Annotated in this window: 12 protein-coding genes; 9 read left to right on the top strand and 3 right to left on the bottom strand. The window is 44.9% G+C overall.

Annotated features, from left to right (window positions below):
* Positions 1-303 precede the first annotated feature (303 nt).
* Entirely contained in the window at positions 304-7,182 is a 6,879-nt protein-coding gene (locus tag QUB12_RS01210) for an AAA family ATPase (protein WP_333305096.1), read from the bottom strand.
* A gap of 343 nt (positions 7,183-7,525) precedes the next feature.
* Between QUB12_RS01210 and QUB12_RS01205 the strand changes: the two genes are divergently transcribed.
* Positions 7,526-8,227: a polysaccharide deacetylase family protein gene (locus QUB12_RS01205; protein ID WP_333143256.1), complete on the top strand. Its 702-nt coding sequence runs from the start codon at positions 7,526-7,528 to the stop codon at positions 8,225-8,227.
* Positions 8,228-8,481: 254 nt separating this feature from the next.
* Here the strand turns inward: QUB12_RS01205 and QUB12_RS01200 are convergent, their stop codons facing one another.
* Positions 8,482-9,690 carry a lipid-A-disaccharide synthase-related protein gene (locus tag QUB12_RS01200; protein ID WP_333305094.1) on the bottom strand — a complete coding sequence of 403 codons (1,209 nt, stop codon included), beginning with the start codon at positions 9,688-9,690 and terminating at the stop codon, positions 8,482-8,484.
* A 108-nt stretch (positions 9,691-9,798) separates the two neighbouring features.
* Between QUB12_RS01200 and QUB12_RS01195 the strand changes: the two genes are divergently transcribed.
* Entirely contained in the window at positions 9,799-10,962 is a 1,164-nt protein-coding gene (locus QUB12_RS01195) for a GuaB3 family IMP dehydrogenase-related protein (RefSeq protein WP_333143258.1), read from the top strand.
* A 312-nt stretch (positions 10,963-11,274) separates the two neighbouring features.
* On the opposite strand, the gene QUB12_RS01190 is transcribed toward QUB12_RS01195, so the two are convergent.
* Entirely contained in the window at positions 11,275-11,433 is a 159-nt protein-coding gene (locus QUB12_RS01190) for a hypothetical protein (protein ID WP_333300378.1), read from the bottom strand.
* A 192-nt stretch (positions 11,434-11,625) separates the two neighbouring features.
* On the opposite strand from QUB12_RS01190, the gene trxA reads away from it, so the two are divergent.
* From trxA to cydB, 7 genes are all read left to right on the top strand, one after another.
* On the top strand, positions 11,626-11,949 hold the full coding sequence (gene trxA / locus QUB12_RS01185) for a thioredoxin (protein ID WP_333143260.1): 324 nt from the start codon (positions 11,626-11,628) through the stop codon (positions 11,947-11,949).
* Between the two features lie 189 nt (positions 11,950-12,138).
* Positions 12,139-13,206: an LOG family protein gene (locus QUB12_RS01180; protein ID WP_333305092.1), complete on the top strand. Its 1,068-nt coding sequence runs from the start codon at positions 12,139-12,141 to the stop codon at positions 13,204-13,206.
* A 410-nt stretch (positions 13,207-13,616) separates the two neighbouring features.
* On the top strand, positions 13,617-14,219 hold the full coding sequence (locus tag QUB12_RS01175; protein ID WP_333305090.1) for a hypothetical protein: 603 nt from the start codon (positions 13,617-13,619) through the stop codon (positions 14,217-14,219).
* 130 nt (positions 14,220-14,349) lie between these two features.
* Positions 14,350-15,555, top strand: a complete 1,206-nt coding sequence (locus QUB12_RS01170; protein WP_333305088.1) for an urease accessory protein UreH domain-containing protein — start codon at positions 14,350-14,352, stop codon at positions 15,553-15,555.
* A complete protein-coding gene (locus tag QUB12_RS01165) occupies positions 15,530-16,003 on the top strand; it encodes a hypothetical protein (RefSeq protein ID WP_333305085.1) in 474 nt (157 codons plus the stop codon). The genes QUB12_RS01170 and QUB12_RS01165 overlap by 26 nt, the downstream gene beginning before the upstream one ends.
* Before the next feature lie 375 nt (positions 16,004-16,378).
* A complete protein-coding gene (locus tag QUB12_RS01160; RefSeq protein WP_333305083.1) occupies positions 16,379-17,821 on the top strand; it encodes a cytochrome ubiquinol oxidase subunit I in 1,443 nt (480 codons plus the stop codon).
* An 8-nt stretch (positions 17,822-17,829) separates the two neighbouring features.
* On the top strand, positions 17,830-18,843 hold the full coding sequence (cydB, locus tag QUB12_RS01155) for a cytochrome d ubiquinol oxidase subunit II (RefSeq protein ID WP_333305080.1): 1,014 nt from the start codon (positions 17,830-17,832) through the stop codon (positions 18,841-18,843).
* Positions 18,844-18,853: the final 10 nt, after the last annotated feature.

The following is an 18,853-nucleotide window of genomic DNA, read 5'->3' as shown; positions in this document are numbered from 1 at the left end:
AAGAAGGGGAGTAGGGGTTGACTTTGAGAAGACTCTTGTCCCCCCCTTAAGAAGGGGGGCTAGGGGGGATCGATCGCAATGATGGAACTGAACCAACCGCGTGCTAGCATCAAATAGCATAAACGGGACTTACACAATCCGACCCAAGAAATCTCGCTTTTAGCTGAGTCTCGATCCCCCTCGCATCCCCCTTAAGAAGGGGAGTAGGGGTTGACTTTGAGAAGACTCTTGTCCCCCCCTTAAGAAGGGGGGCTAGGGGGGATCGATCGCGCGGTATACTTCATAAACCTGCAATCTGCTATATCAATATTCACCAACCAATGGTTCAGTTAAATCCAGAATCTTCTCAAACTGAAACTTCGTCACCCAATTTCTGAGAGTTTGAAGCTCGAAAGTGTGAGATTCAGGAATCTCCTTTAGGAGTTGAAAAACTAATTCCGCATCCGCGTCAATAGCTGCTTCATATAATTTTACTATCCATTCTTTTGACATCGCTGCTAATAAATCAGTGAAATTTAACGGTTCTCCAGTCACATTAGAAGGGGGAGAGGGTAGGTCTTGCTCCTGATAAATATAATCGACCCCCAAATGTTTAGCCAGGATGTCAAAAAGGGCTTCTGTGTGGAACGGTTTTCGCACAAAATCATCACACCCAGCCGATAAAATAACTGCCTTTTCTTCTTCCCACACGCTAGCTGTCAGGGCAATAACAGCCGTAGCTTGACCTTTGATAGTGCCTTTAATCTGTTTCGTGGCTTCATAACCATCCATAATGGGCATTCTCATGTCCATCCAGATGAGATGCGGTGAGTAGGAGTCCCAAAGTGCGATCGCTTCAATACCGTTACTCGCTTCTTCCACCTCAAAACCAACAGGTTTGAGGAGTTTAACTAACAGTTGCCGATTGTAATCTCGATCGTCCACCACTAGGATGCGATATTGGGGCTGGTTAGGGGCGAGGGCAACGACGCGACGATGGTAGGGTTGGTTTTGAATTGTGCTGGCATCAGCGATGCCCACAGGAATGTCAAATTTAAATGTTGTGCCCGTTGTGTCTTCTAAAAATTCCTTGAGAGGCCTTCCAGGGGTGAAAGCTTTGCCGCCGCTGATAACGGTGATTTCACCTCCCATCAAGCGGACAAATTGACGGCTAATCGTCAGTCCTAATCCGGTTCCTTGCTGCACTTTTTGACCTGATGCTGTTTGTACGAAGGGTTTGAATAGTTTCTCTAGTTCGTCTGCAGCGATGCCAAGTCCGGTATCTTTTATTTCAAAGATAATGGTTGTTTGTTGTTGGTTTGTGGTTATTTGTGTTTGGGCTTCACTTTGGGTTTTGGCCTGTTTACTTTTTAGTTCTACAGATACGCTTCCCGAAGGAGTAAACTTAATGGCATTACTGATTAAATTAATCAGCACTTGCCGCAACTTAACTTCATCAGCATAGATATATTTAGGAACTTCGGCAGCACATTCAAACAGTAATTGTAAGCCTTGATATTTGGCTTTTAACGCAAACATCTCCTCGACATCAGCTAGTAATTGATGAATATCAAAGTTAGTTTCCGATAGAGTCATGCGTCCCGCTTCTACTTTGGAAAGGTCAAGTACCTCATTAATTAGAGATAATAAATGATTTCCACTCCGATAAATAATGTTAAGGTTCTCTTTTTGTTCAGTTAACAGATTAGTATCGTGATTCATCAGTTGAGAAAAGCCGATAATGGCGTTGAGGGGAGTTCGCAATTCATGACTCATGTTGGCAAGAAAAGTGCTTTTAGCTTTGTTGGCAGCTTCAGCAGCGTCTTTTGCTTGCTCGAGTTCTGCTTCGGCTTTTTTGCGAGCGCTGATATCTCGTCCTACCGCCTGGAATTCAACAATGCAACCGGAATCATCAAATATCGCTCGGTTAACCCACTGCGTCCAACGCACTTGGGAGCTAACAATCACCCGATTTTCAATTGTGACAACGGGATTTTCTTGGCTAATGGAATTGACGACTCGGGTTACATATTCGCGGTCTTCCTCAAACACGACAGGTGCGTAGTGATGGCCGATGAGTTGTTCCCTTGTCAGTCCAAAAAATCGACAGAAGCCTTCATTGACAAAGGTAACGGTACCATCTGGCAGATACCGGGCAATCAGTTCTGTCTGGTCTTCCAGAATACCAAGGTAGCGTGCCTCGCTCTGCTGCAGAGCCTCTTCTGTTTTTTTGCGCTCGCGAATTTCCTGTTCTAAGCGAACATTTTCAATGAGTGTAATCTGTGCCTGCTTACGTTCGCTTATATCTTGAAAAGCTACGATCGCATATTCTACATTACCCGTGTCATCCAAAATTGGCGTGCTGGTTACTTCTAAGGGAACGATTCGCTCACTGTAGTGCAGTTCCAAATCATCCGCCCATGTTTTTTCACCGCCAAGCGATCGCACCAAGGGCAACTCTTCCACTGGATACACCTCCCCTGTCCCTGCCCGATAAATGTGATAGGTTTTTGAGAGTTGATCGATTGCGGCTTTGGGTAAATCTTGAATATTCAGTAACTGCTGTGAAACGGGATTGGCGTAAACCAGTTGTCCTTTGGCGTCGTGAACGGATATGCCAAAAGGAATGGCATTAAGGAATTTATTCTGGCGATTTTGCGTCGATCGTACTTGAGTATAGAGTCTGGCGTTAGTAAGGGCGATCGCCGCCTGAGTTGAAAGCAATTGAATCACTTCCAGGCGATCGGGTGTAAAGACGCCATCTGCTAAATTATTTTCCAAGTAAACAATGCCAATTAATTGCCCTTGATTGAGCAGAGGGGCGCAAAGGATAGACTTGGGCTGCTGTGTTTTGATATAAGCATCTTGGGTAAATCTGCCTTCACGGGCCACATTGTTTTCAATCAGTCCTTCCTGAGTCCTTTCAACATAGTGAATAATCGACAAAGGCAGGCAGGTTTCTATAGGAGTCGATTGCAAAACCATCACCCGATCTGAGTTAGCCTCACCTGACGCTTCGACTCGCAGTTGTCCTTGAGACTCTAAAATTAGATAGCCAATTTGTGCCCCGCAGCTTTCTAGCAGGATTTTCATCAAAGTCGTGAGGAGTTTATCCAACTCAATTTCACTGGCAATTGCCCCAGATGCTTTCATCAATGCTGCCAAATCCAGGGTTTCACCTGAAGTGCTGCCATAAGTATTAGACAGGCTGTTGCGCGAATCTATGGACGTATTGGCTGTCGTAAAACGCTTTAAAAGTTGTGGGTACTGTCGTTTCAAATCTGTCATTTTAGCTGTTGCGCCCCAACGTAAATAACAGTAGTAAGCATTTGTCATATAGGCTTGGGCAACTTGCTCTTTTCCCCAAGCGATGTAGAATTTGGCTGCCAGTTCATTAGCCAAAGCCTCTTCGTTCAGGTACTCATGTTCTTTGGCTAAGGCAATAGCGCGATCGTAGTAGTCGATCGCCCTAGAATTTTCACCCAAAACTCGATATCGTTCTGCCTCCACTAGATAGAATTTATGGAGGTGAGTCATCGGAGCAAAGTGCGCCCATTTCTGGATCTTTTTCTGATTGGATTCAACCTTTTTCAGGATTTGTTTTTGCTCAATTTTAGAAACATCAAAATATATAGCAAGATGAGTAAGGGAATTGTAAAAATGAGAAAGAGGAATAGATCCCACAGCACTGTTTATATTTTTTTCGACCAAGGCGGCATTTTCCAGGGCTTGCTGATAGTCTTGGAAAAGATAGCCGAGGTATAATTTAAAAAAATAGATGGAGTGACAAATATTTGTAGTATTCGCCGCCAAATGAATGGGCAGCATTTTTATTTCATCATAGCTTTCACCGATTAAACGGCACTTATCTTCAGCCCGACCCATTAAGTTCAATACGACCTGCCGCTGGAGTTGATTGTAATAAAAAAATGTTTCTTGATTGAATTGCCGGAAAGCGTTACTGTACATAGCCATCTCGCGTTCCAGCCTTGTCAGTTCCTTGCCCGCTACCAGGGAATAGTAGCAGTATGCGCCGGCTGAAAAAGTCGCATATTCTAAATCTCCGGTTTCCCGTCCAATCAAGTAAGCATCTAGCAAAGGGGTTAAGCTTTCCCTAATATGCTCGTGCCAATGTCTAATAAAGTAATTAAAGATAAATAATGTCCGAGATTTAAGTTTTGTTGCCTTGAATTTATCGACTAACAAGAGAGCAAGTTTCCCAAATTTATAGCCGGAGTTAACATCGTTGACGCCTTCTCCCGAAAGAATTAGTCCGTAGGTAGCATAAGCATAGGATGACACAGGAGTATTACCATGTTGAACTGATAAATTAACCTGTTTAAACACTATCAGCGGAAACAATTCTGGTGTGGCGAAATAGGCAGCAGAAAACATAATTGATAAGATACGCATGGCGGCTATCTTGTCAGGATCAGTCATTTCTGGCAGGTCGATCAAGTCCTCGATTCGTTTCCCTGCTAGCCCGATCTTTGTCCTGGCGAGTGCAATGATAATATCTAATTTATTTGGCTTCTTGGGAAAGCGAATCCCCAACAGCTTTAATACAAAAAGTGCCGTATCTATAGCTTCCAGAGGTTTGTTTTGTGCTGTATAAGCTTGAATCTTGACTTCATAGACTTTCACTTTGTCCAGCAATGAAGTAGCTTGTTGAAGCACTAGGTTAGCCAATTTTTCCATTTCCTCAACATGGCCACTCAAGATAGCAGCTTCTACTGTTTCCACATACAGTGCTAGACTTAGGTCATACTGACGAAGCCAACTATCTGCACTCAGGCAATTTATACCAATGCTTAAGTAATTCCAGGCCGGTTTCCAAGCTGCTGATGCCTTCGCTTTTTTGCCAGCAATCAGATTTAATTGAGCAAGTTTATCTTTTTCTAACTGAACGTCAATTGCTTCTATACTGAAGTTTAGTTGATTGACAATATCAAAAATCTTTTGTTGGAGTACCTGTGGTGGTGTATTTTGTAACAACAGTTGCCCAACTTTCCAGTGAACCGCTTGCTTGTCGTCTGGGGGAATTAGGGAATAGGCTGCTTGCTGGATGCGATCGTGAGCAAATTTATAAATAATTTTTAATCCCTTGGTATCTCTGTCTGTTTTTAGGAATTTGTAATCATCCCCAATGGGTAATATCAACCCTGCTTGAATAGCATTCCACAATTCATCAGCCGTTTGTTTTTGAGAATCTTCATTAATAATTGAAAGGGTTGGCAAATCAAATTGGTTGCCAATGCAAGCGGCTAATCGTAAAACTTTTTGTGCTGAATCTGATAAGGTTTGAATTTTATCTGCGATGAACTCAACAACGTTATCAGTAATATTCCTAGTTATAATTTGCTCTAAATCCCAATACCAAGCCCCAGCATTAGTATCAAATTTCAGCAATTGCTCGGTATAAAGCGACTTGAGAAACTCTTTGATAAAAAACGGATTTCCTTGTGTTTTTTGCCAAACTAAATCGGCTAATTTTTGCGCCTGGATGCTATCGGTTTTCAGCGTATCCGCAATGAATTCATTAACCTGGTTTAAATTTAGGGGTGAAACGGAGAGATGATTAATTACAACTCCCTGCTTTTTCATCTCAGATAAAGTCAGCATTGCAGGATGAGTTGCAGTGACTTCGTTATCTCGATAAGCTCCAATTACAAACAGATATTGAGTAGTAAAATCGGTCATTATCAACTGAATCAATTGCAGGGTAGCGCTGTCTGTCCATTGAAGGTCGTCTAGAAATAGGACGAGGGGATGTTCTTTTTGGCAAAAAACTTGAATAAAGTTTTGAAAAGCTAAATTAAACCGATTTCTTGCTTCGGTTGCAGGCAATTCGGGGACGGGATTCTGTTTGCCAATAATCAGTTCTACTTCGGGAATAACATCAATAATAATTTGTCCGTTGATTCCTAATGCGCGTTGAATCTTCTCTTGCCACTGTTGTAATTGCGCTGGAGTTTCGGTGAGTAGTTGTCGCACCAATTCTTGGAAGGCAGCGACTAAAGCTTGATAGGGAATATCGCGTTGCAACTGGTCAAATTTACCTGCAATAAAGTAGCCGTTTTTTTGAGTGATGAGCTTATACAATTCCTGAACTAAAGCTGATTTCCCAATACCAGAGTATCCCGAAATTAGCATGAGTTCAGTTTGTGTCTCTACGGGCAGATTTTGTGACTGAGTTGTCGTTGGGTTACTCAGGTTATTTGCTAAACGAACCCCTACTTGTTTTTCTTGTCCGGAAGCTACGCGATCAAATGCACTCAATAAGGACTCAATCTGTGATTCTCTCCCGTACAGTTTTTGAGGGAGTTGTAATTGAGGAGAAATATCTTGGTATCCCAAGAAAAAAGGTTGAAATTTACCATTTATAAATCGATCAAGACAAGTTTTTAAATCCGTCTTGATTCCCCAAGCACTCTGATATCTATCTTCCGCATTTTTTGCCATTAACTTCATGACAATTTCTGAGATAGTCACGGGAATTTCTGGATTAATTTCATGAGGTGGAGTGGGTTGTTTGGCAATATGGCAATGAACTAACTCAAGTGGATCGACGGATTCAAAAGGCAACTGGTTGGTTAGCAGTTCATAGAAAGTAACGCCAAGAGAATAAAAGTCGGTGCGGTAGTCTAGTAAGCGATTCATCCTGCCTGTTTGTTCTGGAGATATATAAGCCAATGTCCCTTCTAGAAGATTAGGACTTGTGAGGCTGGGATTCTCTTGGGAGAGGATGGTAGATAAGCCAAAGTCAATAATTTTTAATTGTCCTGTTTGAGGATTCAAGACAATATTAGATGGATTGATATCTTTGTGAATGACATTTTTTTGATGAACTTTGCCTAACGCATCTGTGATTTGGAGGGCAAGGTGGAGAAAATCTGGTACAGCATAGGGACGACCTGACTGCACGATTTTTAAGGACTCTCCTCCAAAATCCTCCAACAACATGACTTGTGTGTTTTCGTATTGTCGCAGTTCGTAGGCTTTAATCGTTTCCTCTAGGTTGAGACGGCGAGTGATTTCGTATTCCTGCTGATAGCGGTAGAGTTCGGCTGGTGTGGGGTAATCCTCTTTGAGGAGTTTCAAAATCAAAGGTTGCTGATTTGATTTGAGGAGGCCCCGGTATACGAGGGTATTAGCACTGTCGTAGATTTGGTTGACAATTGTGATATCTGGCAGTGAAATCATGTTGGGAATTATTGCTGCCTAAAAAAGTTGACTATACAAATAAATATAACATGGCGAGGAGCGGGTGAGAACAGCCGTACACTCGCTCCGAATATAAATCCTTGCCTTACCAGCCCCTACAACTCCCGATCTTTTATTATTGCTTTTTTCCTCTGGACTTACTTACGCTATATGTAGGGTACAAGTGTACTGGCACTTGAAGCGTCTAGCTACTGGGCGATCGCCAAAACTCGAAAATCTCGAAACGGACAATAATTAATGATAAAATACCTTAAGGATTCAGTTACCCAATTGTGGTAATCTGACCAAATCCACTTTCATTCTCGATCGAGTGCGTGCAGCTATGCGAATCGGTAAAATTTTACAAAAGTTTCTGCTTTTCACCATAGCGTTATTTTTCGCAGTATCGCTGTTGATTAAAGTTACTAAATTTCACAATTATTTCGGCATCAACCGCGCCGATACCGAAGTAAAAGTTGTTGCCCTCAGCTACGACGATGGGCCCTATCCTCCCTATACAAATCAGCTTTTAGATATCTTAGACCGCTATCAAATTAAAGCAACTTTTTTTGAAATCGGCCGCAATATTGAGAAACATCCAGAAATCGTGAAAATGATTGTCGCGAGGGGAGATGAGTTGGCAAACCATTCATACTCTCACAAAGATATGATGTTTAAACCCCAGGAATTTTTGCTGTCTGAGATTGAAAAAACCGACAAACTTTTGCAGGAAGTTGGGGTTAAGCAAGATAGTATCAGTTTTCGGCCACCTTGGGGTAGGCGATTTATAGTTTTGTCTTATTTGCTATCCCAAATGCACAAAAAACTGATTATGTGGGATGTGGATTCCCACGATTATGAAAAAACACTCACGGCGGAAGATATCGCTAATCGGGTGATTAAAAATGTGCGATCTGGTTCGATTGTGGTGATGCACGACGGCGGGGGCGATCGCTCGAAAACCGTAGCAGCAACTGAGATGATTGTCAAGGATTTGCAGTCGAAAGGTTACGAATTTAAAACTGTTTCTGAGTTGTTGAAATAGCAGTAGGGTGCGTCAGCCACAATTATTTTCGCGACAAATCCACAATCTCATACTGACGCACCAGGAAATAATATCATGTCCGATAGAGCCATTAAAAGGGCGGGTTTTAGAGATTGTCAATTATTGGCAGATATTTTTTGTGAACCCGCCCCTACCGTATTAGAGGTAATCGACCGGACATAATATAAATGGTGCGTCAGAATTAGACTGTTCGTGGCGCTTGAAAATTTACAACCTGACCCACCCTACCACAATCAATAACCCAGATAGTTTGCCACGTAATTAGCAATTTTTATGCTGCTGCCCGATCGCCCCATTCTCTCTAAACCATTTTGAATGCAACTGGCTAAGTATTTATCATCTTGCAAAGTACGATCGACTGCCAAAGCAGCTTCCTTGATAATATCAGAATTCGCTGGTTGTGTGCCAATAACCTGCACCGAATCACCTAAAAGCCGATTTTGAGCCTCCGCAAATCTATAGGTAAAAGCAGGGCCGTTTCCCGGTACTGCAATTACAGGTTTTCCCAAACCCACAGCTTGTTCTACAGCAGTTCCAGTCATCCCAATTACTAAACTCGACTGCTGCAAAATATCGGCGAAAGCATCGGCCCAGCACATCACTTCGACTATTTTATCTTCACAAAAAGATCGTTTGATTGCTGGAAAAATGAGCTTGCCCGATCGCATTTGCCATCCGCATCGCGCCGCAATATCCTCTAATTGAGGCATTAAAGCCGGAACTAAAGCTGCCCGAAACTGCACTGGTACAGTAGAGTTACTAGCAATTTCTTTAACCAGTTCCAGCAGCAAAACGAGGTTGTCGGTGGCTTCCGGGAGGCGAGAACCGGGGAGAAGGGCGATCGTCCGAACTCCGGGTATTAACTGCAAATCTTTGCCCGTAGAATTGAGGTTGTCCATGACAGGATTGCCGACAAACTGAGCTTTCTTTAAACCCTGTCGGTTTAAGTCAGCAGCAGTCAAAGCATCTCTAGTAAAAACCGCCAGACATTTCTGTGAGCAAAGCAACTGCCACAAGATTAAACCCAAATCGACTCGCCCCTCGTAATAACTAGAATGGGCCGATAGAAAAATTATATAGGGGCGGTTGCTGGCATGGGCGATCGCCCCGGCGACAATATCCCCAGTGGCCACCACCAAATCGCAGTGGCGCGAATGCCTCCAAACAGCCTGCAATTGCTGCCAAGTCAAAGCAATCAGCCCCGCCCCAATATCTTTGAGGAAAAACAGGGGATTCATGTAAAAAACTCCCCCAGACGGCATTTGACTGGTGGGCCCAATAATTGGCACGGTCGATCGGCGGTAAGCAGCCCCGTCACCTACAATCGGCATGGCCGAAACATCAACATCCGCGCCAGATACTCTCAAAGCTTGGAGAATTTGACAGTTAATCGCGTCTTCCCCGTGGCCGTTGCTGAGGAAAAGTATCCCCTTCGATTTCATAAAATCCAATCAAGATCAGGCTTTTTAAACTCATTTGCGCGATCGCTACCTGCCGACAGGCTACGATTTTGTTACTCTAATTTAAATACATTGTGGAAGTGAAACAGCGTGAATATTGAAATTGGGCGGGGCAAAAGTGCTCGCCGAGCTTACGGCATAGATGAAATCGCGCTTGTACCAGGACAGCGCACGCTCGATCCGAGTTTGGCAGATACTCGCTGGCAGATTGGCGGGATCGATCGAGAAATCCCGATCATCGCCAGCGCAATGGATGGAGTAGTCGATGTCCGCATGGCGATTTTGCTGTCAGAATTGGGAGCAATGGGCGTGCTCAACCTAGAAGGAATTCAAACCCGCTATGCCGACCCCCAGCCAATATTAGAGCGCATCGCGAGTGTCGGCAACCACGAATTTGTTTCTCTGATGCAGGAACTCTATGCCGAACCCATCAAGCCAGAATTAATCGAGCTCAGAATTAAAGAAATTAAAGCAGGAGGAGGGATTGCCGCCGTCAGCGGTACACCGGCTGCTGCGAGCAAATACGGCCGGGCGGTTGCTGAATCTGGAGCCGATATATTTTTTGTGCAAGCAACAGTAGTCTCGACAGCTTTCCTTTCCCCTGAATCAATCTCATCTTTAGATTTGACACAATTCTGTCAAGAGATGCCGATCCCAGTAATTTTGGGTAACTGCGTGACCTACGAAGTCGCCCTGAATTTAATGAAAACTGGCGCTGCGGGCATTCTCGTGGGCATTGGGCCGGGGGCTGCTTGCACATCTAGGGGCGTATTGGGTGTCGGCGTGCCCCAAGCCACAGCGGTAGCAGACTGCGCCGCCGCGCGGGACGACTACTATCGCGAAACTGGCAAATACGTGTCGGTGATTGCTGACGGCGGTTTAATTACCGGCGGCGATATCTGCAAGTGCATTGCCTGCGGCGCCGATGGAGTGATGATTGGTTCGCCCTTTGCCAGGGCCGCCGAAGCTCCTGGCCGCGGCTTTCACTGGGGGATGGCGACTCCCAGCCCGGTTTTGCCGCGTGGCACTCGCATTCGCGTGGGGACTACGGGTACTGTGGAGCAAATTTTGCGGGGGCCTGCGGTGCTAGATGACGGTACGCACAACTTGCTCGGAGCTCTGAAAACTAGTATGGGTACCTTGGGCGCTAAGGATATTAAGGAGATGCAGCAAGTGGAAGTGGTAATTGCTCCTTCTCTGCTGACTGAGGGTAAAGTCTATCAAAAAGCTCAGCAGTTGGGCATGGGTAAGTAGATTTACCGATCGAATACCAGCATACCTTGACAAAATTTGTTCAATAGTCTCGAAATTTACAGAATATTGTGGAATTATCGAGAAGGAGATGTCACAATAGAAGAAGCGGAGACGCATGTTTCCGTTCACTCCTCACACCACACTCCGCCCGGACTACTGTTCGGGCGGTTCCTTTTTTGCCGGAAATCTTGGCTCTTGCTTACTAGATACAGAACTGAGGCTTTTAGCTCCGGAGAGGGGAGAGTGGGAGAGTGGGAGAGTCTGGGAGTGGGAGAACTTTTCTTCTACATAAGTGCATTCTGCGGGAGCATCTCATATTTGTAAAAATACTTCTTCTGGCTCCTTCCTTCTTGTGGCTCCTTCCTTCTTCCTCTTTCCTTCTGCCTCCTGCCTCCTGCCTCCTGCCTCAAAACTCCAATTTCTAGCTTGGCCGCAAAGGTGAGATGCTCCCCATTCTGCCTTCGGAAACATAAGTGCCTTCGGAAACATAAGTGCCTTGTTCCTTCAGAAACCTTGTCCCTTCTTCCTTCTACCGTCTTCCCTCTTCCTTCTACCGTCTTCCTTCTTCCTTCAGAAGCCTTCTGTTAAAATCGTTGACGCAAGTGGTTACATTTTTTGCTAAACTTGTTATCCGAGAAATAGTATTTACAAGGATGGCTAGGGATGTCAGCAGCCGCGCAAGTAACCGACTCTACCTTTAAGCAGGAAGTGCTCGATAGCGAAGTTCCAGTTCTAGTGGATTTTTGGGCTCCCTGGTGCGGGCCCTGTCGGATGGTGGCGCCCGTCGTAGACGAAATTGCCCAGCAATATGAAGGGAAGGTCAAGGTAGTAAAAGTTAATACCGACGAGAATCCTAACGTGGCCAGCCAATACGGTATCCGCAGCATTCCGACGCTGATGATATTTAAGGGCGGTGCACGGGTGGATATGGTGGTTGGGGCCGTCCCGAAAACTACTCTGGCCAACACTCTAGAAAAGTACATTTAACTGAACTGCGAGCGGTTTCGCGCTGTTCTTTTTGGGCGACGAAAGCTAACTCGCTTCAGAACCGGGGCAAAGCTACGGGAAAAGTTATTAGTGACCAGCAGGGCAATTTGCGGGTGGCTATTGGCTTATAACTTTGGCTTGCCCCTTAATTTTTAGTAGCGACAATTTGTTACCATTTCGGAAAAAATCATGATTCGTTCTGGGTATGGTCAAGGTTTTGAGTCCCTCCAAGCTGAAGTGATGGATTTGCTCGATCGCTTGCCAATGTTGAAGCACTCTGAGTGGATCGAACGATCGCTCTCTACTATAGTGCAAATGGCCAGAGAGGATCTCGATCGCCTAGACTTGAAGATTATTGCGGCGTCGCTCCGAGATATGGAGAGCGCTTTTGAGATGTTTTATCCTTACCGACACGTTCGCAAAATTGTGATTTTTGGTTCGGCGAGGGTGTCACCGCAATCTGCGGAATATTTGATGGCCAGAGACTTTTCGCGGGCGATCGCCCAGCAGGGGTTTATGGTGATTACTGGCGGCGGCGGGGGAATTATGCAGGCGGGGAACGAGGGGGCGACTGCGGAACGTTCTTTTGGGCTGAACATTCAGTTACCTTTCGAGCAGAGTTCTAATCCTTTCATTGCCGGCGATCCCAAATTGCTCAATTTTAAATATTTTTTCACTCGTAAGTTATTTTTTCTCCGGGAGAGCGATGCTTTAGCTCTGTTTCCGGGCGGTTTCGGCACTCTGGACGAGGCTTTTGAGTGTCTGACTTTGACTCAAACTGGCAAGTTCGGGCCGGCTCCTGTGGTATTGATCGATCGACCGGGAGGAGATTATTGGCTTGATTGGAATATTTTTGTGCAAAAACAATTGCGGGGTCGGGGTTTGATTTCAGCCGACGATCGCAGCCTGTATACGATTACTGACGATGTAAATGTCGCTTGCGAGGCGATCGGTAGTTTTTATCTGGTTTATCACTCCTGCCGCTACGTGCGCGAAAAACTGGTAATTCGCTTAAAAACAGAGCTTTCTCAGGAGAATGTCGATCGGCTAAATACAGATTTTAGCGATATAGTTGTCACCGGAAAAATTGAAAAAAGTCAAGCTTTGGAACCCGAAATAGGAGATGCAACTTTCGATCTGCCGCGCCTAGTTTTGCATTTCAACCAGCGGGATTTGGGGCGGCTTTATCAGCTAATTGCTGCTATAAATCAAATGGGTGCAGCTTCGCCGGCGGCGGCGCATCCAGCACAAAAGTAGTCATTAGTCATTAGTCATTAGTTATTAGTCATTAGTCATTAGTTATTAGTCATTAGTCATTAGTTATTAGTCATTAGTCATTAGTCATTAGTCATTAGTCATTAGTCATTAGTCATTAGTCATTAGTCATTAGTTATATCATATCCGGTCGATTACCCTTCATCAGGTAGGGGCGGGTTCACCAACAATATCTGCCAATAATCTCCAATCTCAAAAACCCGCCCTGCCCGGATATTATGGTCAATCGAGCGGACATGATATTATTAGTTATTAGTCATTAGTTATTAGACTTGTAGGGTGCGTCAGGCTTTCGTTAGAGAGCGATTATTAATGGTTTAGACCTCCGACGCACCCTACTATATGTGTGAGTTGCGTAAGTCCTAACAAGTAAAAAATCAAGTGTAAAATGTATGGCTTACAGCGATTTTAGTTTGGCAAGCGTCAAAAAAGCTTTGAATTTAACGATTTCGCCGAGGCAAGATTTGTTTTCGGCCGTACCTGCTTTAGAATGCAGCAATCATTTAACAGAAACTTTAGCTTATAATGTTCCTTTTGCTCTGGCGAGTAATACGGAAAAATCACGCTCAGAAATGATTATTACGCCGATTTTGCTGGAACTTACCAAACAGTTTCCCGATCGCATTAGTTTGTTTTCGGGAGTTGATTTTACGGTGGACAGCGACTTGGGATTAAACGGCAGTTGCGATTTTCTGATCAGTCGATCGGTAGAGTTCCTGATTGTTAGCGCGCCGGCGATTTTAATCGTTGAGGCTAAACAGGAAAATATTAATGCTGGGTTGGGTCAGTGCGTAGCGGAAATGTATGCAGCTCAACTGTTTAACGAACGGGAGGGAAATCAGGTATCGAGGATTTATGGGGTTGTGACAACGGGAGAAATTTGGAAGTTTTTAATGCTGGAAGGGCAAGCAGTTCAAATAGATTTATTGGAGTATTTTTTGAATCAGGTTGATAAAATTTTGGGAATTTTAGCGATCGGAATTCAAAATGGGTAATTGGGCATGGGGCATGGGGCATGGGGCATGGGGCATTGGCCCGCGCAGGGCATGGGGTAATAGGTAATAGGTAAGCAGTAAAAAAAAATCTAAAATCTAAAATCTAAAATCTAAAATCGTATGACTCAATATGCTCGACATCCTGCTAATTGCAATTTTGGGATTTCTCGGCAGTTTCGGTCACTGCGCGGGGATGTGCGGCCCGCTGACAATGGCGTTTTCTATTTCTAATTCCCGCAACGATAAATTAGCTGCTTTCCGCTTTCATTTGCTGCTGAATTTGGGGAGAATTACTGCTTACGCTTTGGTTGGTGCTGCAATTGGCGGACTGGGTTCGGTGTTAATTGCTGGCGGACTTTTGGCAGGTACCGGTAGCGAATTGCGGCGGGCGATCGCACTTCTCACGGGCACAATGCTGATTTGGTTCGGAGTAGTGCAAATTAAACCGGGTTTGCTGCCCAGATTGCCGCTGCTGCACCCAATGTCGCACGATCGAGTCGGACAAGCAATGAGCAAGCTTTCGGCGCAAAAAAACTGGTGGGTGCCGGTTGCTTTGGGTTTGCTTTGGGGTTTGATTCCCTGCGGTTTCCTCTACGCGGCGCAGATTAAGGCGGCGGAAACGGGAAATTCGGTTTTGGGTGCGGCGACGATGCTGGCTTTTGGACTCGGCACACTGCCAACTATGCTGGGAGTGAGTTTTTTTGCTGGCAGATTGAGCGCGGACAAGCGCAGTCAACTGTTTCGGATGGGTGGTTGGGTGACTGTGGCGATCGGGATTCTTACCTTGCTGCGAACCGATGAAATGGTAGATTTTACGGGCCACGCAGCGCTGCTGTGCTTGATGCTAGCACTGTTGGCGCGTCCGGTTAGCAAGTTTTTGCCCCAACTGTTGCGCTATCGCCGCGCTTTGGGTGTGGGCGCGTTTTTCCTCGCAGTCGCCCACACGTTTCATATGCTGGATCATACGCTGCGATGGAATTTTGACGCGCTATCTTTTATGTTGCCGCAGCATCAGTTGGGAATGGCGGCTGGAATGACGGCGCTGCTGTTGATGTTGCCGGCGGCGGTTACAAGTTGCGATCGTATTCAAAATTTTTTAGGCCAACTGTGGCGAATGCTTCATCTGTTAAGCGTTCCAGCTTTCTTGCTGTGCGCTGTACACGCCGCACTCATCGGTTCCCACTATCTCGGCGGTTTTGAATGGAAGTTGCACAATCAACTGCTGACAGCGGTGTTAGCTGTGGTTACGGTGTTAGTTACGTTTGTGCGATCGCGCTTGTTTTGGTCAGTTTTATCACTAGAAAATTTCTATGTTTCGCCTGTCAAACAAAAGTAAAAGTTTGGGATTGTTAGTTTTTTTGGGATTACTAATTGAAGCAGCAATTCCCAGTGCGCCGCAGTTAAACTCGATTTCTGTTTTGGCGCACGAAGTCGAAGTATCGGGAGATGTAGCCGCTACCTTTCACCTAGAACCCAACCACAACCCCCGCGCCGGACAGCCTGCAAGAGTTTGGTTTGCCCTAACTCGCAGGGGCGGTCAAATTATCCCCCTAGAGCAGTGTAATTGCAAATTAGAAGTTTATCCGAAAAATCGTAAAGATGGGGATAAGCCGCTGATGCAGCCGCCTTTGACCGCCATATCTGCGGAGAAATATCAAGGGATTCCGGGAGGTGATATCGTGTTTCCCAAGGCTGGAATTTACGAACTTGAATTGAGCGGAACCGCCAAAAATAAAGCTAATTTTAAACCCTTTAAACTAACGTATAAAGTCACGGTTCGCTAAGATAATCTTTCCCTCACCGAACATAAATCTTGTAGGGGCGGGTTCACCGATAATAAATGCCTAAAACCCACAATCTCATAAACCCGCCCCCACCCAACTAAGATAATATTTCCATCACCGAACATAAATCTTGTAGGGGCGGGTTCACCGACAATAAATGCCTAAAACCCCCAATCTCATAAACCCGCCCCCACCCAACGGCAAATAATAATCTACCTATTTTAACATACAAAAAAATACAAGCGAAATCTGTATAAAACCTTAAAAATTGCCAACTCTACAAAATGTCACAAATTTTTACACTACATTATAACCAGTGTCCATTATGGAATTTGTGCAAGCTAACCTCTCTTGAACTGACCAAAGGATATAACGATGGATATCTTATCTAACACCGTGGCGCTATCACGGATGCAATTTGCGCTAACCGCCATATTCCATATGCTGTGGCCAGTTCTGACTACGGGAATGGGAATTTATCTGGTAATTGTTGAAGGAATGTGGCTGAAAACTCGCAATCCCGACTACTACCATCACGCTCGTTTTTGGTCTCAACTCTACGTCCTCAACTTCGGTATTGGAGTAGCTTCAGGCATTCCGATGGAATTTCAGTTTGGCACGAATTGGGCACCATTTTCCGAAGCAGTTGGTGACTTTTTTGGCAGCATTTTAGGATTTGAAGCTTCAATGGCATTTATGTTAGAAGCCGGCTTTTTAGGCATTATGCTGTTTGGTTGGGAGCGCGTTCACCCGATCGTCCATTATTTCGCTACAATAATGGTAGCCTTCGGCGCTAACCTATCCACAGTATGGATTTTAGTCGCTAACTCTTGGCTGCAAACTCCTGCGGGAGGAGAAATGGTCAATGGCAAGTTTATTGTCAGCGATTACTTTCAAGCAATTATGAACCCGTTCGCATTAAACAGCATTCTCCATATGTTTTTTGCGACGTTAGAAACTTCGCTTTTTGTCATTGGGGGAATTAGCGCTTGGTACATTCTCAATAAGCGCAACCAAGCCTTTTTTTCCAAGTCTTTAAAAATTGCCATAGCGACAGCCATCGCCGTTGCACCTTTGCAAATATACATCGGACATTTGAGCGCCGAACAAGTCTATCACTATCAACCAACTAAATTAGCAGCAATCGAAGCTAAGTGGGAAACTTCACCAGCGGGAGAGTCAGCAGATTGGACTTTGCTAGCTTTGCCTAATGAAAAAGCCCAAAAAAATGACTGGGAAATTAGCGTCCCCAATGGCTTAGGATACGTTCTGGAATTCAAACAAAAACTCTCCGAACCCGTACTCGGATTGAAGGAATGGAAGCCAGAAGATAGACCCCGGATGGTGGGTTTAATCTACTATTGTTTCCGCATCATGTCCGGGATTGGATTCTTCTTTTTAGGACTGATGCTATTCAGTATAATTCAGTGGATGCGAGGCAAACTTTCTCCTGAAAATATTAGCAGTCAATCTTGGCTGATGCGCGCTTGGGTATTAGCTGCTCCCCTGGGATACATTGCTGTAGAATCGGGTTGGATTGTGCGCTGTGTCGGCAGACAACCTTGGGCTTTATACGGGCAAATTCGCACTGCTGATGCGGTGTCCAACATCCCCGCCAGCAATGTTTTAACTTCTCTCAGTTTCTTTGCAGTTATTTACAGTTTTTTGTTTGTTTGTGCCTTGTATTTTGGCAGCAGAATTATCCGCAAAGGCCCTAATTTAAGTCTGCCTGTGCCAGGTTTAGACAATGAACCTGCAATCGAAAGTCAACCCGCAGAACACATTCCCGATCAACGTCCCGTAGAAGCACAACAATAGGAGATTTTATGCAAGCTTTGGAGCATTTTCTCCCGCAAGTTTGGTTTGTAGTTTTAGCTTTGTTTCTCCTGCTATATGTCATGCTAGACGGTTTTGACTTAGGAGTAGGCATCCTGTCTCTGACTGCTTCCGACGAGGAACGCAGGGGCATTTTAATGACGAGTTTGGGCAACGTTTGGGACGCGAACGAAACTTGGCTGGTGTTGATGGGAGGCGCTTTATTTGGCGCATTTCCCCTGGCTTACGGCACGATTTTGACAGCGCTATATATACCGATTTGCATGATGCTTTTTGGTTTGATATTTCGGGCTGTAGCCTTTGAATTTCGCGAGCATTCTAATCGCAAATTATTCTGGAATTATGCCTTTGGTGCTGGCAGTTTTTTAGCAGCTTTAGCTCAAGGATTTGCCTTGGGTGCGGTGCTCGAAGGCATTGCGGTTGATGAAGCCGGTCACTTTGTGGGTACTACTTGGGACTGGCTGGATTGGCGATCGATCTTGGTTGCTTTGACGCTGATTCAAGGCTATGTTTTGATCGGTTCAACCTATCTAATTATGAAAACAGAAGGCGAACTGCAAACAAATCACTATCGCACGGCTAAAATTGCGGCGGTGACAACTTTAATCGGAGCGATTTTAATTACAATTGCCACTCCGATTTTTTACGAAACTGCTAGATCCAGGTTGTTCGAGAAACCGCTAGTTTATGTCTTTGCCACGATTCCTTTGTTGGGAGTGCTATTGGTGGGACTGCTGCTGAAAAGTCTCGCCAGCAAGGAAGAACGAACGCCGTTTATCTGGACGATTCTGATTTTTTTGCTTACTTTCATCGGCTTGGGATTGATTGTTTTTCCCTACATTATTCCCTCGGAAATCACGATTTACCAAGCCGCAGCTTCGCCCAGCGCGCTGGTATTTATGATTGTGTTCATGGGCATTCTGATCCCGATTATGATTTTTTACAACATCTACAATTATGTTGTGTTTCGGGGTAAGGTTGTCGGCGGCCACTACGGGGAATAAAGCATAATAA

This window comes from Microcoleus sp. B7-D4 (genome assembly GCF_036705125.1).
In the GTDB taxonomy this organism is placed as follows: Bacteria; Cyanobacteriota; Cyanobacteriia; order Cyanobacteriales; family Microcoleaceae; genus Microcoleus.
The sequence above is the reverse complement of the archived record's forward strand: the minus strand, read 5'-3'. Positions and strand labels throughout refer to the sequence as shown.